This window comes from Stieleria varia (assembly GCF_038443385.1).
GTDB classification, from domain to species: Bacteria; Planctomycetota; Planctomycetia; order Pirellulales; family Pirellulaceae; genus Stieleria; species Stieleria varia.
The window spans coordinates 7,127,148-7,147,797 of record NZ_CP151726.1 but is presented as its reverse complement, the minus strand read 5'-3'; the positions used below and the strand labels follow the sequence as shown (position 1 = coordinate 7,147,797).

Below are 20,650 nucleotides of genomic sequence, written 5' to 3'. Positions count from 1 at the left end.
CGCCTTGATTGTTCAAAAGAACAATATCTCGGCCGTTGCCGCAGCTGCTAGCGTGGCGGCGTCCGTCTCCGACAAAGCGATCTCGCTTTCCGGCGCCGGCGCGAGTTCTGAAAACGTTGTGACGACGAAAACGAGCGCCACGATCGACGCAAGCGAAGTCCACACGACGGTCGCTGGCAGCGATTTGCAAGTGACTGCATCCAATAGCAAGGGAATCACGGCCACAGTCGTGGCGGCGTCCATCGGAGCCGGGATCGGAACGGCAGGTGCATCCGGTGCTGCCGCCATCGGTGTCGCCCTGACGGAGAACTTTGTCGGTTTCAACACGAGCGGGGGACGTGATGCGGCATCGTCCACCGCCACCGTCTCCAGCACATTGCTGGACATCCAGGGGGATGTCGAGGTCAGCGCGACAACGGCTCAAGCCATCAACAGCATCGCTTTCAGCGCATCGGTCGCTGTGGCGGCATCGCCCAGCGGTGGCTTGGGTGTCGGACTTGGTGGCGCGGGGGCCAACGCAACCAACAAGATTGCAGCCGACGCGGTCGCTCTGATTTCTGGTTTGGTGTCAGGGAGCGAGATCACCGGCGATGTTTCCGTCACTGCACGAGACGTGTCACGCATCTCGACGGTCGCCGGAGCCGTTTCCATCGCGGCGTCCGTGACGACTGGCAACAGTGTCAGCCTGACCATCGGTGTCGGTCTGGCTCGCAACACGATCGATACTTCTGTCTCGGCCAGCGTCCAAAACTCAGAACTGAACACGACAAAAGAGATTCCCAATCCGGACTTCAATGCCGACGATCCGGATTCTCCGGCAACTCTGACGGTTCCGATTGCTCAGACATTGACGGTATCGGCGATCGAATCCGCGTCGATCGATGCAGCAGCCTTTGCCGCCTCGGTATCCGTCGCCGTGGGCAGCCAAGCATCAGTGGCGATCGCCGGTGCGGGTGCAGAAGCGACCAACCGAATCACAACCCGCACCAACGCTTGGGTGTCCAACAGCGAATTGCGTGTCGCCGGCAACGTCGACTTGGATGCCACGACCCATTCGGACATCGACGCCCGCGTGGTATCGATCGCGGCCGGTGTGGGAGCGGGTGGAAACGCGGGTGTGGGCGCTGCGATCGGTGCGGCGTTGGCACGTAATACGATCGGTTACAAGTCCAATTTCGGCGGCATTGCCACTCATCAAACCGGTGGAACCACTCCCATCACCGTGGCCCCTGGTGACACGGTGTTGCTGACCGCTGGCCCGGGTGCAGGTAACGTCTACGAATTCATCGGATCGTCATCGCAAACCTTCAGGACCGCGGACTTCAATCGCCAGGAACTTTGGCGGCGAGCCGATCTGCAGACCAGCGCCAGTGAAACGCAGGCATGGATCTCCGACACGACCGTTCACGCAGACGGCGACATCACGGTGGATGCCGTTGCCGATTCGACCATTGATGCGGTCGTCGTAGCCGCCAGTGTCGCGGTCGCAGCGGGCAGCTCGGTCGGATTCGCCGGCGCGGGCAGTGGCGTCGGTGTGTACAACCGAATCACGAACCACGTTCGCGCATCCATTCATGGAGACGGCAGCCCGACCGCGGACAGCTTTGATTTCACAAACATCGACACCAACGGCGCCGTTGCTGCAGCGGCCCCGAAGGAAGCCGACTTCGGAGTGATCGGAAACTCGGTTCGTGTCATGGCTCAGGATGACTCGACAATCGATGCCACGGCGTCGGCGGTTTCACTGGCGGGTTCCTTTGGTGCGTCCGGCGGTGGAGCCAGCCTGGCGATCGGCGTTTCGATCGCTCGAAATGAGATTGCCAACAAAATTGAGGCCTTCATCGAAGGAGCTCAGACACAAGTCGTCGCAGCGATCAATGATCCAAACACGCCCGAAATCGACTTGACCTACGTCGGCGTCAAATCAACCAATGGCAGCGTGACCGTTTCCGCCATTGAGAATGCCACGATCGAAGTATCGTCCAGTGCTGCTGCCTTGTCGGCTGCGTTCGGCATGCTCGGTTTGGCCCTGTCAGGTGCCGGTGCGGACGCGATCAACGATATCGACAATCGTGTGATTGCGATCGTCTATGGCAGTCATGTGGAATCCAGTGCACCAGATTTCACGTTGGACGGCGACGGAAACCTGGTTCCCATTGCAGTGAATGTCACTGCCGACAACACATCGTCCATCGATGCCGAGGTCATCGTGGTTTCCGCTGCGGTCAGTGGTGCCGTGTTCGCCGGCGCCGGCAGCATCGGTGTTTCGATCGCGAGAAACCGAATCGGCAGCACGGACACGAACGATTCCACTCGCAATGGAACATTGGCGTCGATCACCGACTCAACCGTCGTGGCGATGACGGACGTCAACGTCAAAGCAACATCGTCTGAAACGATCAATGCGACATCCGCTGCCGGTAGCGTTGCGATTTCGGCCAGTATCGGGATTGCCGTGGCAGGCAGCGGGGCCGAAGCCAGCAGCTTGATGGCGAGCGACATTCAAGCGTCGATCGAGAATTCAACGGTCATCGCCGGCCAGGATGTTCAAGTCGTGGCGGATTCAAAGAGTCATGTCAGCAAAGCCGTCGCCGTGGGCGCCTCGTTGTCCGTTAGCTTGGGCGCGGCCAGCATCGCTGCCAGCGTCATCAACAACACAATTCAGAACACCGTCTCCGCGTACATCAACGGAGACGCAGATGACTTGGTCTTTGCCGGCAATCAAGTCCTGATCTCAGCCGACGGCTCCAAAGCCCGCGTCGATGACATCACCGCCGTGACGGCATCGGTGTCTGCCGGATTGGTCGGACTCAGTGGTGGAGGCATCGGTATCTACAACACGATCAACAACAGCGTGAACGCGTCGATCGGCAGCCACATGCCGATCCGCAGCGACGGTACGGTCACTGTTGCCGCCCACGAGGATGCGTACTTGGAAGCCGACGCGACCAATGTGTCGGTTTCGATCAGCTTGGGTGCCGCGATTGGTGCAGTCGTTGTTCACAACACGATCAGCAGCACACTGAGCGCGTTGGTCAGCGACGCGAATATCGAAGCGACGGATGTGAACGTAACGAGTGAGTCGGTTGCGACCATCGAGAAAACCAAGTCCGCTGGTGTTGCCGTTTCGCTCGGTGCCGGTGTCGGGAACGACTCGACTGCGGAAATCTCGACTTCGTCACATGCCACCATCGACGGCGGTAGCGTTCTGGCCAGTGGCAACGTAACGGTATTCGCCGACGCAAAGAACAAGGCTCGAGCGGACGCCGACGGCGGTGCCTTCGGCGCGATCGCCGTCGGCGCAATGACCGCAACGATCGACCAAGGCCGTGGTTACGGAGTCGACGAAGTCAAGGCGCACGTGGGCGACAACACGACGATCACTTCGTCGTCACTTTCGATCCAAGCATCCTCCGAAGACGAACTGGTTGCCGAAACGATCGCAGCGGGTGGCGGTGTCGTTTCCGTCAGTGCGGCCGACTCACAGATCACCAGCACACAATCCGCGTTGGCGTCTATCGGAACCGGTGCGACGATCGATGTCGATGCCTTGGCGATGACCGGGGCGAACTTGCAGAAAACTGACTCCGCAGCCGATGCCTACAGCGTCGGCTTGGCAACAGGCGCCGGCGGCGGCACACGAAACGTAGTCACCACCAAAGCTCGCGTCGATGTCGGTGCGAACACTCACGTCAACGCGACCAACGTCGTTTTCAATGCCACCAACGATGTTGAGAAAGAGCACGACTTTGGCGGCAGCAACCTGCGTAGCGGATCCGCCGGATTGGTTGGAACCACGGTCCTGCTCAGCAACACAGACTTGGGAACCAGTTCCAATCCCTTCATCGCATCCATTCAGGTCAACCCAGGTGCCGTGATCGACGTCGCGGGAACCAATGAGTCGCCAGGCGTCCTGCAACTTCAGTCCAAGACCGTTGCTCAAGCCACCGATGTGGTGCGGATCGAAGCCATCTCGGGGTTCGCCGTCACGACAGGCATTTCCAACATCGATTCGGTGACCGATGCTTTGATCAACATCGACGGTGCCAAACTGATCAATCGTTCCGGTGACATCGTCATGGCGACGCATAGTGACATCGGACTGCGTCCCAGCAGCAACATGTTCGCCGCAGGTGCCAACGTCGGTGCTGGTGCGGACGCCAACGCAGACTCGGATTCGGACAATATCGTCACGGTCAACAATGCGGAACTTCGCGGTGCCAACATCAATCTGCAAGCCGGCCGGGATGCATTTCAGGTTCCCAACCTGATCAGCCACTTTAGCAATGTCGAGATCACGACCGCGTCGCTCGGTCCATCGATTGCGGTGGGGACCCCCAACGCGACGGCTGACTGGAACAACACCATCAATGTGACAGGAACGTCGACATTGAAAGCGTACCAGGATGTGAACTTGATCGCTGAACGCAGCGACAGCATTCCGGTTCGAGCTAGGACCGACGGAATGGTGATGTCACTTTCGTTTGTGCCCTACGGATATGATGTTCCCGATGGAGCGTCCATTAGCGGAGCTGGCGCCGTCAATGTCGCCTCAGGAGCCAGTGTCGAAGCCGGCCTGTACAACAAGTCTTTGTTGCTGATCCGCTCGACGGTGATCGACAAGATCGATGACACACCAAACAATGACCTCGTCCCTGGCGTCGCCGACATCACCACCGCGCGCTTGGCGGGAGCTCCAGAGGGCCAAGCCGGCACGGCCAACGACCCCGGAAAGATCTCATCCGATGACGACTACGCATGGATCCAGGCGACGACCGGGCTCGATCTGGATCGTGACCTCAACTATCACTTTGCCCCGCTGAACCTGTCTGAGTTGGCCTTCAGCGTTTCTACCGGAACCGTCGTTCGTGACGTGACGGATCCCAACCCAAATGCGTTCTACAAGTTCGTGCCGCAACTGGTCACAACGGTTGACGTCGCCTTGGAGAGCGAAGACTACAGCAACCGAACGCGTTGGGCACCGCTGACGGCCAGCGAATTGGCTCAGGTCAACTTGTTCCTCGCAGATCCAGACAACTACACCGCCACCGCAGGCCAGTTCGATGCCGGCGGTGCCGGCGTTTATGAGAGCGACATCGCCGTTGGCTTCCGCGACGCGCTCGATGGCAAGTTCTATGTGATCAAGAATAGCGATCTGGATTCACCGACGCTGTCCTATAAGAATCTGGGCAACCTGCTGCTGGCTCAGCGTGAGGAAATCCTCACCTGGATGGCGAGTCATAGCAACAATCCGGAAGCGATCGCGCGATATCAAGTCCAGCTGGCCGAAGTGGACCGGTTGATGAAAGATCTGGGTTTTGCCGAAGACGAAACCGTCAACGGTGAAACCAAGACGATCGTCAAGGAAGAACTCGACGCGATCTTCATCAACCTGCCGAACATCTATGCGGCTCCAGGTTCGGTGTTCATCGAGATGTCCGACAAGAACGCTCCACTGGACGGCGAAGTCGTCGCTCGCAGCGGTTCGAGCATCATCGTCGAGAACTCGACGCCCTTCATGCCGATCGTCAACGACGTCGTGGTGCGGGATAACCGCCGCATCACGGTGATCGACGAAGAACTGGTGCAATTGACACCTGGAAACGTGTTCATCAACTGGGAGCAGCAACCGGGCGGCGTCAACGATGATGGATTCGGTCAGTCCGAAATCTCGGTGTTGCATTCGCCGTCTTCACTCGCAGCGTACGAGATCACGACGACGAGTGCGGATGGCTATGAAGTCCCCCTGGAGATCCAAGCTCCCCAAGACATGTACATCGTCGGCGACGTGGTCAACGAAAACGGGTCGGTGGCGATTCAGAATCTCGAGGGCAGCATCAGCGTGAGCGGCGAGATTCGCGGGGCGAGTGTCAGCATCATCTCCGGTCGCGACTTCAATCTGAACACCGAAGACTGGTTTCACACCAATCGTGATCCGCGTCAGTATCTCGACTACCAATTCTTTCGCACACAAGTCTTCCGTTACGATGGTTCCACAGCCCGGTTGGAATTCGGCTCTGCAGCCAACGTCCAAACCCAACGCTACCGAACGTTTCGATGGGGCAATTTTCGGATCAAGCTCCCAATTCCCGGATCGCAGCTGACACTTGCCGAAGCCATCAATGAAAATGAGTCCGAGATCGTCGCGCAAGGCTCGATCAATGTCACAGCCCGCTATTTGAACATCAACGGTCTAATCCAAAGCGGCGTGGACACGATCACCGTCAACGTCGCCGAGAACTTCTATGTCCCCACCAATCGGTCGTCATTGCTGGGCTCCAATGGCAAGCCGCTGCCTGGGATCAACTTTGGCAATCCGTCGGACAACGTCGTGGATGTCCCCGTGAACGGTTACGTCGACGTGGCGAATCAATCGATCGTCATCCGGGATCTGAAACCCACCGGCGGCGATATCACGTTGGCTGGACAGATCATGAGCACCGGAAACGGACAATTGGTCGCCGCCTACGGTCATGCCAACGTCAAGATTGACAACCGAAGCCGATACAAACTCGTGCTCAACGAAATCGACACGACGACGGATCGCGAAGGCAAGATCACGATCATCGATTCGTCACTCGGCATCAAGACCGTCTACACCACCACCAGCACCGGAATCCAGGAAGAACACTTCGTTGGAACGCTGGTGGTTCCCCCAGCGGGCGTGTCACGTGAAGAGGTTTCGACCATTCAATACGTGTCACAAGGAACGACGAGCACGACCGGCGCGTCGATGCAGTATCACCCAGGGGTTACCAATCAACTGACAGCTGTCTCTGGGCAGGGAAACCTGCAATACGTCTGGGTGGAAGGCCAAGAGAAGACGCAGATTGTCGTTCGCAAATACGAGAAGCGAAGTTTCAACCTCGTCGGCGACAACTCCTTTGGTGACAACCTGGTCAAGGACGGAAGTTTCAAATGGGAAACCGTTAACTTCCGTGATGCTCGACCGCTGCTGGAATCAGAAGTCCTCGGCACCGAAGGGGTCGCCACAGGATTCTCAGAGAATGGATCGCCCATCTATGAAGTCCCTACTTACGCCAATGGGGATGCCTACACGATCCAATACAGCCGCACTCCGGATGCAGACGTTGATCTGATCAGTGGTGTGACCACGGTCAAGATCGACGCGGGGCTGGCGACAACGAACGCGAACGGTGACCCCATCAATGTCGGCGTGAGCGTTGGCCAACACTACAGATACATCGGTTCGATGAATCGGGAAGCCATTCTGGATCGCGAAAACTATAAAGACACGGACGAGTGGCAACTCGTCACAACGGGCATCATTGCCAGCAACACGACCCTGAGCAGTTTCAAGAATGAGTCAGAGACGACCCGTCGATGGACAACCGGCGGCGGTTGGTTGCGAAAGAAAACGCGGCACACGGAGGTCACCACGATCACCGGCCAGACGGACTACTACACGCACACGTTGAAAGCGGACTATCCGATCAACATCAGTTTCGTCGGTGGCGACACGGTGTCGTCAATCGATATCGACAGCTACCGTGATATCATCTTGCAAGGTGACGTGGATGTCCCCGAAGGCAGCACGGTTGATTTCAGTTCTCGTGACGGCAGCCTGATGGGCGCCGACGTGGTGGGATTCTACGGAGTCTCGCCTCGCATCACCACGGGCGGAGACGTCAACGTCAACATCGAAGGCAATAACGAGCCGATCTACGTCGTCGCAGGTGGCAGCATCACGATCGATGCGATCAACAACACGCTCGTCCCTGCTCCAGCATCCAGTGGCGCGAAGAAGGCAGCGAGCAAGGGCGCCTTTGCTCCCGCGGCAACCATCAGCTCGGGCAGCCTGCTGACGATCGATACCGTGACCGCCGGCGGCACCATCTACATCAACGCGGCCGATGGGATCGTCGCACGAGATGACAGCACGGTCATCACGGGCAACCGCATCGAGATCCGTACCAAACGCGAGTCGATCGGTACGTCATCACGCCCGATCAAGATCAACAGCAACACCAACGGTGACGGTGGCTTGGCAGCACACGCCGAAAAAGACATCTTCATCACCGAGATCGATGGCGAGTTGATCATCGTTTCGCCAGAAGAATTCAGCCAAAAGACTGGGCCGACGGACACGGTGGATGAAACCGTCGGTGTTCGCTCGATCACCGGCGACATTTATCTCACAACGCTCAATGGTGACATTTACGACGGAATCACGGAAGTCTTCCTGCCGCCGACTCAAGCCGAGATCGATGCCCTGAATGCAAAGTTGGCGTTGTTCGGAGCGGAGGCGACGGAATCAGCCGAGCTTTCGATCATCAACGATGAATCGAGCTTCACTCGCGCTTATCACGATTATTGGCAACGATTCCGCAAGGCGACCCGCACGAATGCTCCCTCGGAGTTAATCATCTCATCGGTGAATACAGCAACCGACGTGATCACCACGACAACGCCACACGGGATGCAAACAGGTGCCGAGATCTCTCTGGATATTGGCCTGACGCTTGCGACGGAAACGATCTCTGGACCTGCATGGCCAGACGCCGCGTCGCATGTCCAAGCCAGCAGCGGAGCTACCCAGTTGGTGGACATGGCGTACGGCCAGATCGTTCGGCTCGCCTCCGGAAACTACGTGCGTTTCGGTGCCGCCGACGAGGCTGGTGTCAATCTGCGTGCGGAGAACTTTGCCGTTTCGCCACGTTGGACGCCCGTCACGGCGGACTATGACGTGCGTAATCTCACCGCCTCGGATCGAGTCTTCATTGAGAACGGTGACCTCGTTTTCGACAGCGCCGGACAATTGCATGAGTACGTCGGCCCGGTCGCCACCTACTACATCATTCGCGTCAGTAATACTCAATTCAAACTGGCACCGTCGCGTTACGATGCAGCCATCGCGCCGCCGCATGCCCCGGCCAATCCGGCCTCACAACAGATCGTGCCGCTGGACAGTGGATTTACCAGCGGACAAAAACTGCTGCGATTTAATTACACCACGGATCCGATCGACCCCGCCGATGACACGGGTTCGTTGACCGCGGATCAAATCAACAATTCGTACGATCCCGATTTTGTGTTCCTGTACACGACCGCGGAAAAGAACGCGATCATCGATCAGCGAGTCCTCGACGCGACGCGTTTGGCGAGCCCGATTTCCGGAACGCTGCGACGATTCTTGTACCCGGAAACACCTGAACTGGCTCGCACGGACAACACAACGGGCAGCACCGAAATCGCAAACGTTCTCGGTGGAGACATCTATCTCTCCGTCGGTGACACGTCACCCACCGTTGCCCCTATCACGGGAATCGGACGCCTGTCTCGAATCCAAACCTTGGACATGGAGAACGGGTATGACGGACTGTCGGTCAGCGAACAAGCGTTGATCGCATCAGCGACCGTGGATGATGTACTCGGTTTGTTCTATGTCACATACCAGTACACCGGCCCCAATGCTGCGGGTGTCGATCTGCAGTCGGTGGACTTTGGCGATGGACACTGGACTCGTGTAACGCCGGACTTTGAGACCGGCGGGCTGACGACGGCCGTTGCGATCGCGACAGGCGAGACCGTGTTGGTTCAGCACAATCGCGATTTCTATGGATGGTACCGATACCTTGGCGGCAACGCTTCGCTGGATCTGACCATTCAGCAGTACGACAACACTTCACTCTGGCAGCCAATCACTGTCGATCATCAGACCATCGACACGTTGGATCCTCCGGAAACGGATCCGGCGGATTTCCGCACCGTTGACTTGGTGACCGGTCAGCTCATCGCAGACACCACGATTGTCGAAAGCCTGACTTTGCAAGTCACCGACGATCTGAATCTGGAGTTCCTCGCCTCGGGAGAACTGTTCGTAGACGCCTTTGGCAACATCGCACTGGAATCCGCGAATGACATGCGGATCAACGACATCAATACGTTGGGCGACGTGAGGTTAAAAGCTGCTGGCGACATCGTTGATGTCGATCTGACGAACGATGAAGTCGCTGGTGCTCCGGGCGCGGTTCTGGACGCCGGACCGGCGATCTTGTCAGGTGGCAATGTCAGCCTCGAAGCCGACGTGGTGCGAGGCGAACTGAGCGATACGCCCTTGCTGATCCGCGTCGCACCCGGTGGTGTACTCAGTGGAGCTTCGATCGGCGATTTCGATGTCCGCCAACTCGGCGGCACGGACATCATTGCGGGACAGAATGTAGCGTTCAGCGATCTGGAGGTGTCTCGTGTGTCATCACAAAGCAATATCGAAATCATCGTCGATGCCGGAAACATGGGCATCGGTCGCTTGGAATCCAACGACTCGATCACGCTGAACGCCTCGGGCAACATTTACAATGCCAACGATGACCTGACGCAGTGGAACATCCGTACCGACGATGCGACAATGACTGCGGGCGGCCACGTCGGCGCCGCTGGTTTTCCGATCGTGATGCAGTTGCTGGATGATCTGACGGTCGACGCCGGCGGCAGCGTGTTCCTGCAAAACGAATTGCGTTTGTACATTGATGACCTGCGTTCCGGCGGCAGCACCGTGACGGTGGATGTCGTAGGTGACATTCATGTCGGTCAGATCACGGCCAACAACGCCACGGTCAACTTGACCGCGACACGCAGTGTCTATGACAACCGTGAAAACACAACCAATTCGCTGCCAGATGCTTTACAGAATATCCGCGCGACGAACTTGAACATCACCGCGGGTGACACCATCGGTGAGCAGGTCGATCCGCTGGAGTTCGACACCTCGGTGTCCGCCAACGGTGTTGTGAACCTCGATGCCGGACTCTCCATCTGGGCAGCAGAATCCGCTGGCGACCTGCGTATCGGCCTTGTCGATTCCAGAGTCGGTGACGTGACCTTGTGGGCGGAACGCGACATTCTGGACGCTCAATCGGACACACTGACGGATATCAACGGGCGACTGATCAATCTGTTCGCTGGTATGGGCGGCAGTGGTTCGATCGGAGCGGTCAGCAACGACCTGGAGATCAACACTTCGGCAGCGGCTACCACACCCAACGGACGAATGAATCTGAATGTGCCGGGATCGGCATACATCACCGAAGTCTCCGGTGCGGTGTTGGTCGGCGCCCTTTCATCGACCTTGGCCGGCGACATCAGGATCACGCAAATCGATACAGCGGGTGCGGACGAGACACTGTTGATTGACTCACTCAGCTCGATCAATGTGGCCGACGGCAACGTCAAGTTCATCGTCGGTGACGACGTCGACATTCTTTCAGGTGCCAATGTCACCGTCAGTGGCGAGTTTGTGATTCATGCCGACGCACCTCAGTTTGCCGGGTTGCTGCCAGCCGATCAGTTGCTCGATGCCGACGTCGGCACGGGCGTCTCGATCAACCTGCGTCAAAACATCAATGCTCCCGTCACACGGATCTTTACCGGTGACGACGAAGACGTATTCTACATCGTCGGACTCAATACCAATCGATATCACGTCGATGGCGGAGGGGCGACTGATGTTTATGAAGTGCAGTTGGACGGCAGCGGATCCGAGCGGATCAGTTTCAACGACAGCGGTGATCCGGATGACGGAGCGGACCGCTTGCTGGTACACGGAACGGTCAATGACGATATCTTCTTGCTTCGCCAGTACTTCGTCGCTTTGCTACAGTCTGCCGTCGAACCCGAGGGCGAAGATCAACTTGCCGACACCTTTGAACGCATCGACTACAACGAAACCATCAACGCCCGCTTGCGAGTGAACGCGTATGCCGGCGACGACTACTTTGTCAGCGATGACAATAGCGTGATCACCACGCTGGACGGCGGTGAAGGGGACGACCGGTTCCAAATCGGGCAAGTCTTTGGGCTCGATCCGAATCCGAGCACCGAAGTGCTTGCACCCGGCGCGACGGCCTACGCCAGCGGAGTCCTGATCGGGGATGAAATCCGCACGAACGCAATCACTCGCGGCCACCTGAGCTATGGTGTGTCGATGCCGATGGTGTTGTACGGAGCCGAAGGCAACGACACGTTCACCGTGTTCAGCAACAAAGCCGGATTGCGGATGGAGGGAGAAGCCGGTGACGATACGTTCTTGGTTCGAGCATTCATCATCGAAGCCGAGGCCGTTGTCCAAGGCGGTGATGGCAATGACTACATCGAATACAACATCAACGCCCCGGTCAGCATCAACGGCGGTGACGGCAACGACCGCGTCACCGCGGTGGGCTCTGAGGCTGACGACGTGTTTGTGATCACCGACGAAGGCATCTTTGGCGCCGGTTTGAACATCCAAGTCGATGGTGTCGAAGAAACGATCGAAGTCGACGGCCTGGAGGGCAATGATACTTTCTACATCATGTCGACCCGCCCCGGAGTCGTGAATCAAATCATCGGTGGATTGGGTAGCGACACGATCAGCATCGGTGGCGATGTGACGCAACCGGTCGTCAGCGCAAGACAGGACGGACGCAGCGGTGTCATCAACCACAATACCTCCAGCACTCAAACAGAAGCAGACGGGTCGATCACCGAAGGGGAATACGATGGCATCCTGACTCCCGGTGTCGAAACCACCATCGCCGGACTAGAAAGCTCTGCACAAGTGGACTCCGGTTTCGTCGTCATCGACAATCTCGATGGCAAAGTGGCTGTCACGGAAGACCTGCTGGGGGACTTCGACACCTACACGATCGGCATGGCCGTGGACCGAAGTCTCTATGCCGGAGCCAAGGTTTATTTGACCATCTCAGCAACCGGTGCCAGCACGGGCAACAAAGATAAGAACGGCAATCAGGGTGACACGGTCGAAATCTCGATCGATGGCGGCAACACATGGCTGTCGGCTGCTGTCCTGGTGTTCGATGCGGGCAGCGATGCGACTTGGTCGGACCCGATCACGGTGCGTGTCCGCGCCAAGAGCGACAATGCGATCGAAGGCGAACGCTTGGTCCGCATCAATCATTCGATGCTGTCAACGGATTCCAGGCTCAACAGCGTCAGTCTGCCGGACATCGAGGTCACCGTGTTTGACGATGACAAAGGCGGCGTGATTCTGCGTGAGACGAATGCCGAGACGGTGGTCGTCGAAGGCACGACAGGATCGGCCGATCCGACCCTTGACGGGCAATTGGAGGATCGCTACACGGTCCAATTGACCAGCCAACCGGCGGAAGACGTCGTGGTTCACTTTGACCACGACGATCAAGTCAAGTTGTATCACCAAATCGATGCATTGACCCGCGTCGAACTGACGACGTCGCAGATCACGATCGCAAAGGCCGATTGGAATCAACTGCAAACGATCATCGTCGTCGCCGTGAATGATACGGACGTCGAGAATACGGGCATCAGCAATATCCGGCACAGCATCAGCAGTGTCGATCCGAAGTTCAACGATGCGGCTGATGCCAAAACCACGGACCTGCTGGTCAGCGTTTACGACGACGACTCGGCCGGTGTGCTCATCGAAGAAAGCGATGGCAAGACCCTCGTGATCTCTGGCCAGACTCCGCCTGCCGGTGAAGATGATTATACGGTCCGGCTGACCAGACGACCGACCATGCCGGTACGGATCGGTCTATTGCCGGACAGCCAAACGTCTGTCAGTGGACCGAGAGTGATGCCGGCGGATGCGGACAATCCGCAGCCCTACATCATCTTTGATGCAACGAACTGGAATCTGCCCGTCACCGTCACGGTTTCGGCTGTCGCATCCACCTCTCCGGATCTCTCGCTGCGTTACTTTGCCCTTCAAGACCACATTCTCAGTGGAATGGGCGGACCCATCATGATCGACGGTGGCCAAGGCACGGAGTCTCGAAGTCTGTCGCCCGCGATCATGCTGCCCTACGAAGCACCCGTTGCACCGACGAACCAAACGGACTCAACGGATGAACTGCAACAGACGGACCGTCTGTTGGTATTCAACGACAGCAGCGTTAGTGATGACGTCGTCAATGTCAACGCGTCAAACATCTCGGGATTGTCGATGGGAACCGACGACGGGACCGCGACCGGTGGCATCCATGTTCCCGCAGGAATCAACCACTACAATCTGGAAATTGTCGAGATCATGCTCGGCCAAGGTGACGACACGATCAACGTGACCGGTTCCGATCCCGGGGCGATCACGGTCATTCACGGCGGTGGCGGCAACGATACATTCAATGTTTCCGGTGCCGGTGTCGATGGCGACCTGGACATCGAGAACGACGTGGACGCTCCTTTGATCCTGTTGGGCGAGACGTTCCAAGACGGCATCCGATACAGCGGTGAATCCGGTTTTGGGTCCCCCAACGCGATCGAGTTTGACGGATTTGGAAACGATGTCTTCAACATCACCTCGACCTTAGGTGTGACCGTCTACGGGGGTCAAGGCGACGACATCATCAACGGCGGCAGCGGCGATGACCTGCTGCTGGGTGGCTCTGGCAACGACACGATTCGAGGAAACGACGGGAACGATCATATCCTCGGGGACAGCGGCTTGAATGCTAACCTGTCGACTCGGTTTGATCGCGCCACCAGCGTCCTGTCGATCGAGGTGGTTCCAACAGGAATGCTGGCCCCTAACCCGGTCAATGGACCGACGGCGACCAAGTTGCCAAAGAATCAAGATCCTGTGACAGGAGGCGACGATGACTTGTTCGGCGGCGCCGGCAACGATTTGATCTTCGGCGACCACGGCAGCATCACACTGGGTGTAATTCGTCCCGCGGACGAAGGTGATCCGGGAACCTTTGCCGACGACATTGCGGCGTCAACCGATCTGCTGTTGCTGACCAATCGCGCCGTGATCACGGCCAGCAGTGAATCCACGACCGTGGGTGGCAGTGACCGGATCGACGGTGGTGACGATAACGACCGAATCTTTGGTGGATTCGGCGTCGATTACATCAACTACGATCGTTTGGCCAATCCGCAAACACCTGAATCGGGCGATGACATTCTGGTCGGTGACAACGGTCGACTCGTCTTCAGTCATGTGGGCAACGTTGATACCACGGACGGCTTCGGCTACTTGATCACCGCCGAAACGTTCGCAGCTGATGACGGTGCAGGCGATTTCATCACCGCCGGTGTCGGACGCAAGATCATGCTGGGTGGTGCAGGTGCCGACACGCTGCTTGCCGGCAGCGACAATGCGGCGGACATCGCACTGGGCGACGAAGGTATCGCGGAGTTCGATCCGGCGACCGGTCAACTGACGCGAATCGCGACCACGACGCCGACCAAGGGTGACTCGGATACGATCACTGCCGGCAATGCGAGAAACGTGTTGCTGGGAGGCGTTGCGGGTGATTTCATCACGGGCGGATCGTCCTTGGATGGAGACATCGTGGTCGGTGACGGTGGTGAAGCCACATTCAGCAACGATGTGTTGATCACCATTTCAACCAACGCACCTGATCAAGGTGCCCGAGACATCATCGTGACCGGTGCCGGCCCGGACGTGATCTTCGGCGGCGACGGTGGCGATGACATCGACGCCGGATCCGACGTTGCTCGCGACATCGTCGTCGGCGACAACGGCTTTGCGAACTTCTTGGCCGACGGTCGAATCACTGATATCTCGACAACCGATCCGACCATCGGCGGTGACGACGATATCGTGGTCGGCGACGGAGACGACATCGTCTTCGGCGGCATCGGAACCGACGCCATCGATGTCGACCGGTCCACCCTGGCACCGATCGGCACCGATTCGGGTGACGACATTGTGGTGGGTGACAACGGCTCAGCGGTTTTCTATACCGGAGGTCTAGGATCCATTTTGACTCAGATCCAAACGACCTTTGTGACTGACGGCGACCGGGATTTGATCAACGTCGACAACGGAAACGACATCGTGCTGGGCGGCGTCGGCAACGATCTGATCTTGGCAGGCGGCACGGATGCGTCTCGCGACATCGTGCTGGGCGACAACGGCTTGGTGAATTTCTCCAACGCGGGAATCATCGCCGACCTAACGACAACGGCTCCTCAAGTCGGCGGTGATGACGACATCACCGTGGGCAACGGTGACGACATCGTCTTGGGCGGGTTTGGCAGCGATGCCATCGATGTCAACCGAGCGGACTTGTCGCCGATCGGCAACGACAGCGGTGACGACATTGTGCTCGGTGACAACGGCTTGGCGGTGTTCTTTACCGGAGGCAGTGCTTCCGTCCTGACGCTGATCACCACGACCAATCCCGACGATGGGGCTGGTGACTTGATCAACACCGCTGCGGGTGCCGACGTCGTGTTCGGTGGAGCAGGTGGTGACCAAATTGATGCCGGCAGCGACCTGACAGGCGACGTCTCTCGCGACATCGTGGTGGGTGACAACGGCAACGCGACGTTCGACGACGCTGGCAACGCGTTGGCCCTGGAAACCACGGACCTCGTCAGTGGTGGCAGTGATACGATCACTACCGGCGGCGGAGACGATATTGTCTTGGGTGGTTACGCGGGTGACCAAATCAACGTCGGCGCTGGCAACGACATCGTCTTGGGTGACGACGGACGTTTGGATTACGATCTGGAACCAGTCGGGTCGGGGGCGACGCCGGGATCGCTGGACCGAATTCTGACCAGTGTGTCCGTGGTCGCCGGTGGCGATACGATCTTTGGCGAAGACGGCGAGGACATCTTGCTCGGTGGTGCCGATGGCGACACGATCCATGGCGGCAACGGACGCGATGCGATCTTGGGGGACAACGGAAAAATTGACTTCCTGATCGGTGACGGCAATGCGGCGACCTTGGATCAAATCATCGTGACCGATCCAACCGCTGGCGGAAACGACATCCTCAATGGTGACGCAGACAACGACATCATCTTCGGCGGCACGGCGGACGACACGATCAGTGGAGGTAGCGAACATGACGTGATCCTGGGCGACCACGGTGAAATCGACTACACCCGACCGGTGGATCGCAATGCGATCAGTCGTTTCATTACTCTCGCTGATGCGGGTGGCAATGACGTGATCCAGGGCAACGACGGTGACGACTTCATCTTCGGCGGCCAAGGAAACGACACCATCCATGGCGGTCTGGGACAAGACGACCTCGTCGGTGGACACAATGTTCCCTTCGGCGCCGATGGCAATGACACGATCGACGGTCAAGAAGACGAAGACGTGATCTTGGGTGATAATGCTTTGATCACGCGGACCTTGCTGTCGCCGCAGCTTGGCACCTGGGAAAACTATCTCGCGCCGTTTGATACGATCGCGATCCGAGAAATCACGCCGTTTGACGACCAGGACTTGATCGGTGGCGACGACATCCTGATGGGCGGCGAAGCTCAGGACATCCTGATCGGCCAGCGCGGTGATGACCAGATTCTGGGCGAAGACGACTCGGACGAAATCGTTGGCGGCCTGGGCAGCGATACCATCGACGGCGGTGCCGGACGCGACTACATCCTCGCCGATGCCGGACTCATCCTGCGAGATTTCAACGCAGACGGCACACCACAGTTGGACACCGACGGCACATGGCACCGCGACATCGTTACCGAACAAGTAGGCCGGATCAGCAACATCCTGCCGCTGGACCCCAACGGCTTGGCAAGTCTGCCCGCTGATGCGGCACGTCAAATCTTGGATGCCGATCGCATCGTCTTGGCTGGTGTGAACTTGCCAAACGGGCAACGCAAGATCGATCCGTTGTCCGGTCAGTGGCAAACGGTTGCCTTGTTGATCGAGTTGGTGGATTCCGACGACGATATCGTGCGTGGCGGTGACGGCAATGACGTGATCTTGGGACAACGTGGTGCCGACCAGATCAACGGTGACGCGGGCGACGACACACTGATCGGTGACTACGGTGTCAACACGGTTCCCTATGAAAGCGATCTGTCGCAAATGATCGACGGCATCCGGCTAATCGGCGTTGATGCCGGTGCCAGCAACTTGACGGGCATCGTTCCCAACCTGCCCAGCATCGGCCAAACCATCATTCCGGAGATGACCGCCGAACCGGGCGGACTGATTGCCCAGGAACCCCGTTGGGACCGCGTTTCAGGTGTCAATGCCGAACTGTCTTGGCTCGCCGGTAACGATTCGATCGCGACGGGTGACGGACTGCTGCTGACGCCTTCTGTTGCCTTGACGCCGACCGTCATCGGCCACGCCGACGATTTGGCCGGTGGAGATACGATCGGAGGCGATGCGGGAGACGACTTGATCTTTGGTGACAATTTCATCGCACAAAGCGAGCTGGACACCGACATCGAACCCCTGGAGGAACTTCAGCGGGCAGCCAAGCAACGCATCGCAACGCTGATGCATTCGCTGGAGGGACTAGCCTTGGACCAAGCCGTTGTGGACCATGAGATCGACGGTGTCATCGTGATGGATCGCGACATTGAAATCGGCGGCGATGATTTGAGCGGCGGCGACGGGCAAGACGTGATCGTAGGAGACAACGGTTATTACGAAATGCCAATGACCCGAGAGCTGCCCGGTGGCGGAACCGTCGAGGAAAACGCTGCCGCCATGCATCACTACCTCAGTGGCTTTGAAATCCTGGCCACGGACGCTGCAGCCATGGTCGATTTGGCACACTTGCCTGTTCTGCAACGCATGTTTGATGATGCCAGAGCGACTCGCCCAAGTCTGCCAGCCATCACGGCTGCCAGCGCCGACTATGTCAACAACTATCGTCTGATCATGGGTGAAGACGACATTGATGGCGATGCCGGTGACGACACCATCATCGGTGGTGAAGGGACTTTGATCGCACCGTTGGTCACCGGCAGTGAAGCGGATTGGCCGGACACAGTCGTTACGGTGGGAATCTCTGGCGCACCGCTTGCGGCTTTAGAAGACAGCCTGCGTGTGTTGACCAACAACTTGGAATCCGATCTGCAGGCTCGCAAAGATTCCCGCAGCGGTGCCGTGCAGACGCAACTCGGTGCGGCTCCGCCAGCCAATCGGATCGCCTTTGTTCCATCACTGGATCGGCTGTTGGATCTGGACGAGATCACCGGCGGACTTGGCAACGACGTGATCCTGGGCGACCGAGGAATCATCGTCACACCGATGGTCCTGCAGTCGCCTGCGGATGCCGGCGAACTGCGAGACTTGGACATTCACGTCGAAGAACTGCTCGACCAGATTGCCAATGCGAAGCGAGCCGAGGTGAACGCGAACCATTTGGCTCAACTGGATCGCGCACGACCCACCGGAACAGTGGCCGACGCCCTGATGCCAGAACGTCGGATCGGGATGATCGAAGCTCGGTGGGAGATCGGTGAGGACCGAATCGATGGCGATGATGGAGATGACATTGTTCTGGGAGACAACGGCGCGATCATCCAACCGATGATGATGGACGACTTGCCCAGACAAGTAACACTTGACCGCAGCGGCTATCAGATCGGCTACTTTGACGACAGTTTGCAGAACTACGTCGATGATCCATCGTTGGCCGAGATCCGATTGGAGCTGCATGGTGACCGAATCAACGGTGGAGATGGAAACGATCAACTGCTGGGGCAGATCGGCGACGACAACATTCGTGGACTCGACGGCGACGACGAGATCATGGGTGGCAGTGGTAGGGACAGCCTGCGAGCCGACGGCGGCGTCAATCGATTGTTTGACGACGGCGGTGATTTCCCACGAAATGATTTGCGAGACGAGATCGGCGTGTTCCGTTTCAACAACATCACGCCGATCGAAACCCAATTCTTGATCGACTCGGCCAACGGAGTCGCCGATCCGGCCACTTGGAATTCCGGCGGCGGATCGCCCGTTGATCCAGGTCCGGTGGATCCGCCGGTATTGGTTCCACGAATCGTCGATGTCCCGACTGCCGCAACGGGTGTGAGCGGCCAAGCGATCACGTTGACCGCTGCAATCAGCGACCTGCCACCGGGTGCCACGCCGAACTTCATCTGGGAGATCACCGACTCCAATGGACAAGTGATCGACAGTGGCATCGGGGCTACCTTCAGCTTCACCCCGGCGCATTCGGGCAGTTTTACTGCCACGGTCACAGCGACCGATAGTGAAAACGGCATCGGATCGGGAACGGTTCCCATCGTTGTCGACGCGGCACAATTGATCGCCGACCTGGATCAGCCCGGCATGTCGATCTTGGTATTCGGAGCCACCAGCGAGAACGACGACATTCGTCTGATTTGGGTCAAAGGCGAACCCAACTCGGTGGAGCTACGCCACAGTTCGGGAGGACCGTTCACGACCACCTTGTACCAAAACATCAGCCGTATCGATATCTTTGGCGGTGACGGCGACGATGACATCGCCGCCGATCGACAGCTGACGATTCCGCTGCGTTTGTACGGAGGTGGCGGAAATGACAAACTGCGCGGTGGCAAGGCAAATGACTTCCTGTCCGGCGGAGTTGGCATCGATCGCCTACACGGAAGCGACGGGAACGACGTGCTGGTGGGTGGATCGGGCAAAGACCGCTTGGAAGGCAGCAATGGCGAAGACCTGTTGATCGCCGACTCATTGGGCGAAGTCGACGAGGACCGATTGATGTCGGTTTGGTCGGACGACAGCATAGCGGTGTCGACACGAATCGGCAGCTTGATCGATGAGCTTTCCGCAGCCATCACCGCGGACGGCAGCGAAGACTACGTTCACGGCGGACGTGACAGCGATTGGTTCTTTGCCGAATTGACCGACCGCGTGATGAAACGCGTCAGCGACGACGACGTGGACACACTGTTTTAA

General features: G+C 58.1%; 1 protein-coding gene (running past one end of the window). It reads left to right on the top strand.

Annotated features, from left to right (window positions below):
• Window positions 1-20,650: the 3' portion of a hypothetical protein gene (locus Pla52nx_RS24005; RefSeq protein WP_197455016.1), read on the top strand. 7,043 nt of this gene lie to the left of the window's left edge; the window shows 20,650 of its 27,693 coding nt (coding positions 7,044-27,693); its start codon lies off the left edge, out of view; its stop codon occupies window positions 20,648-20,650.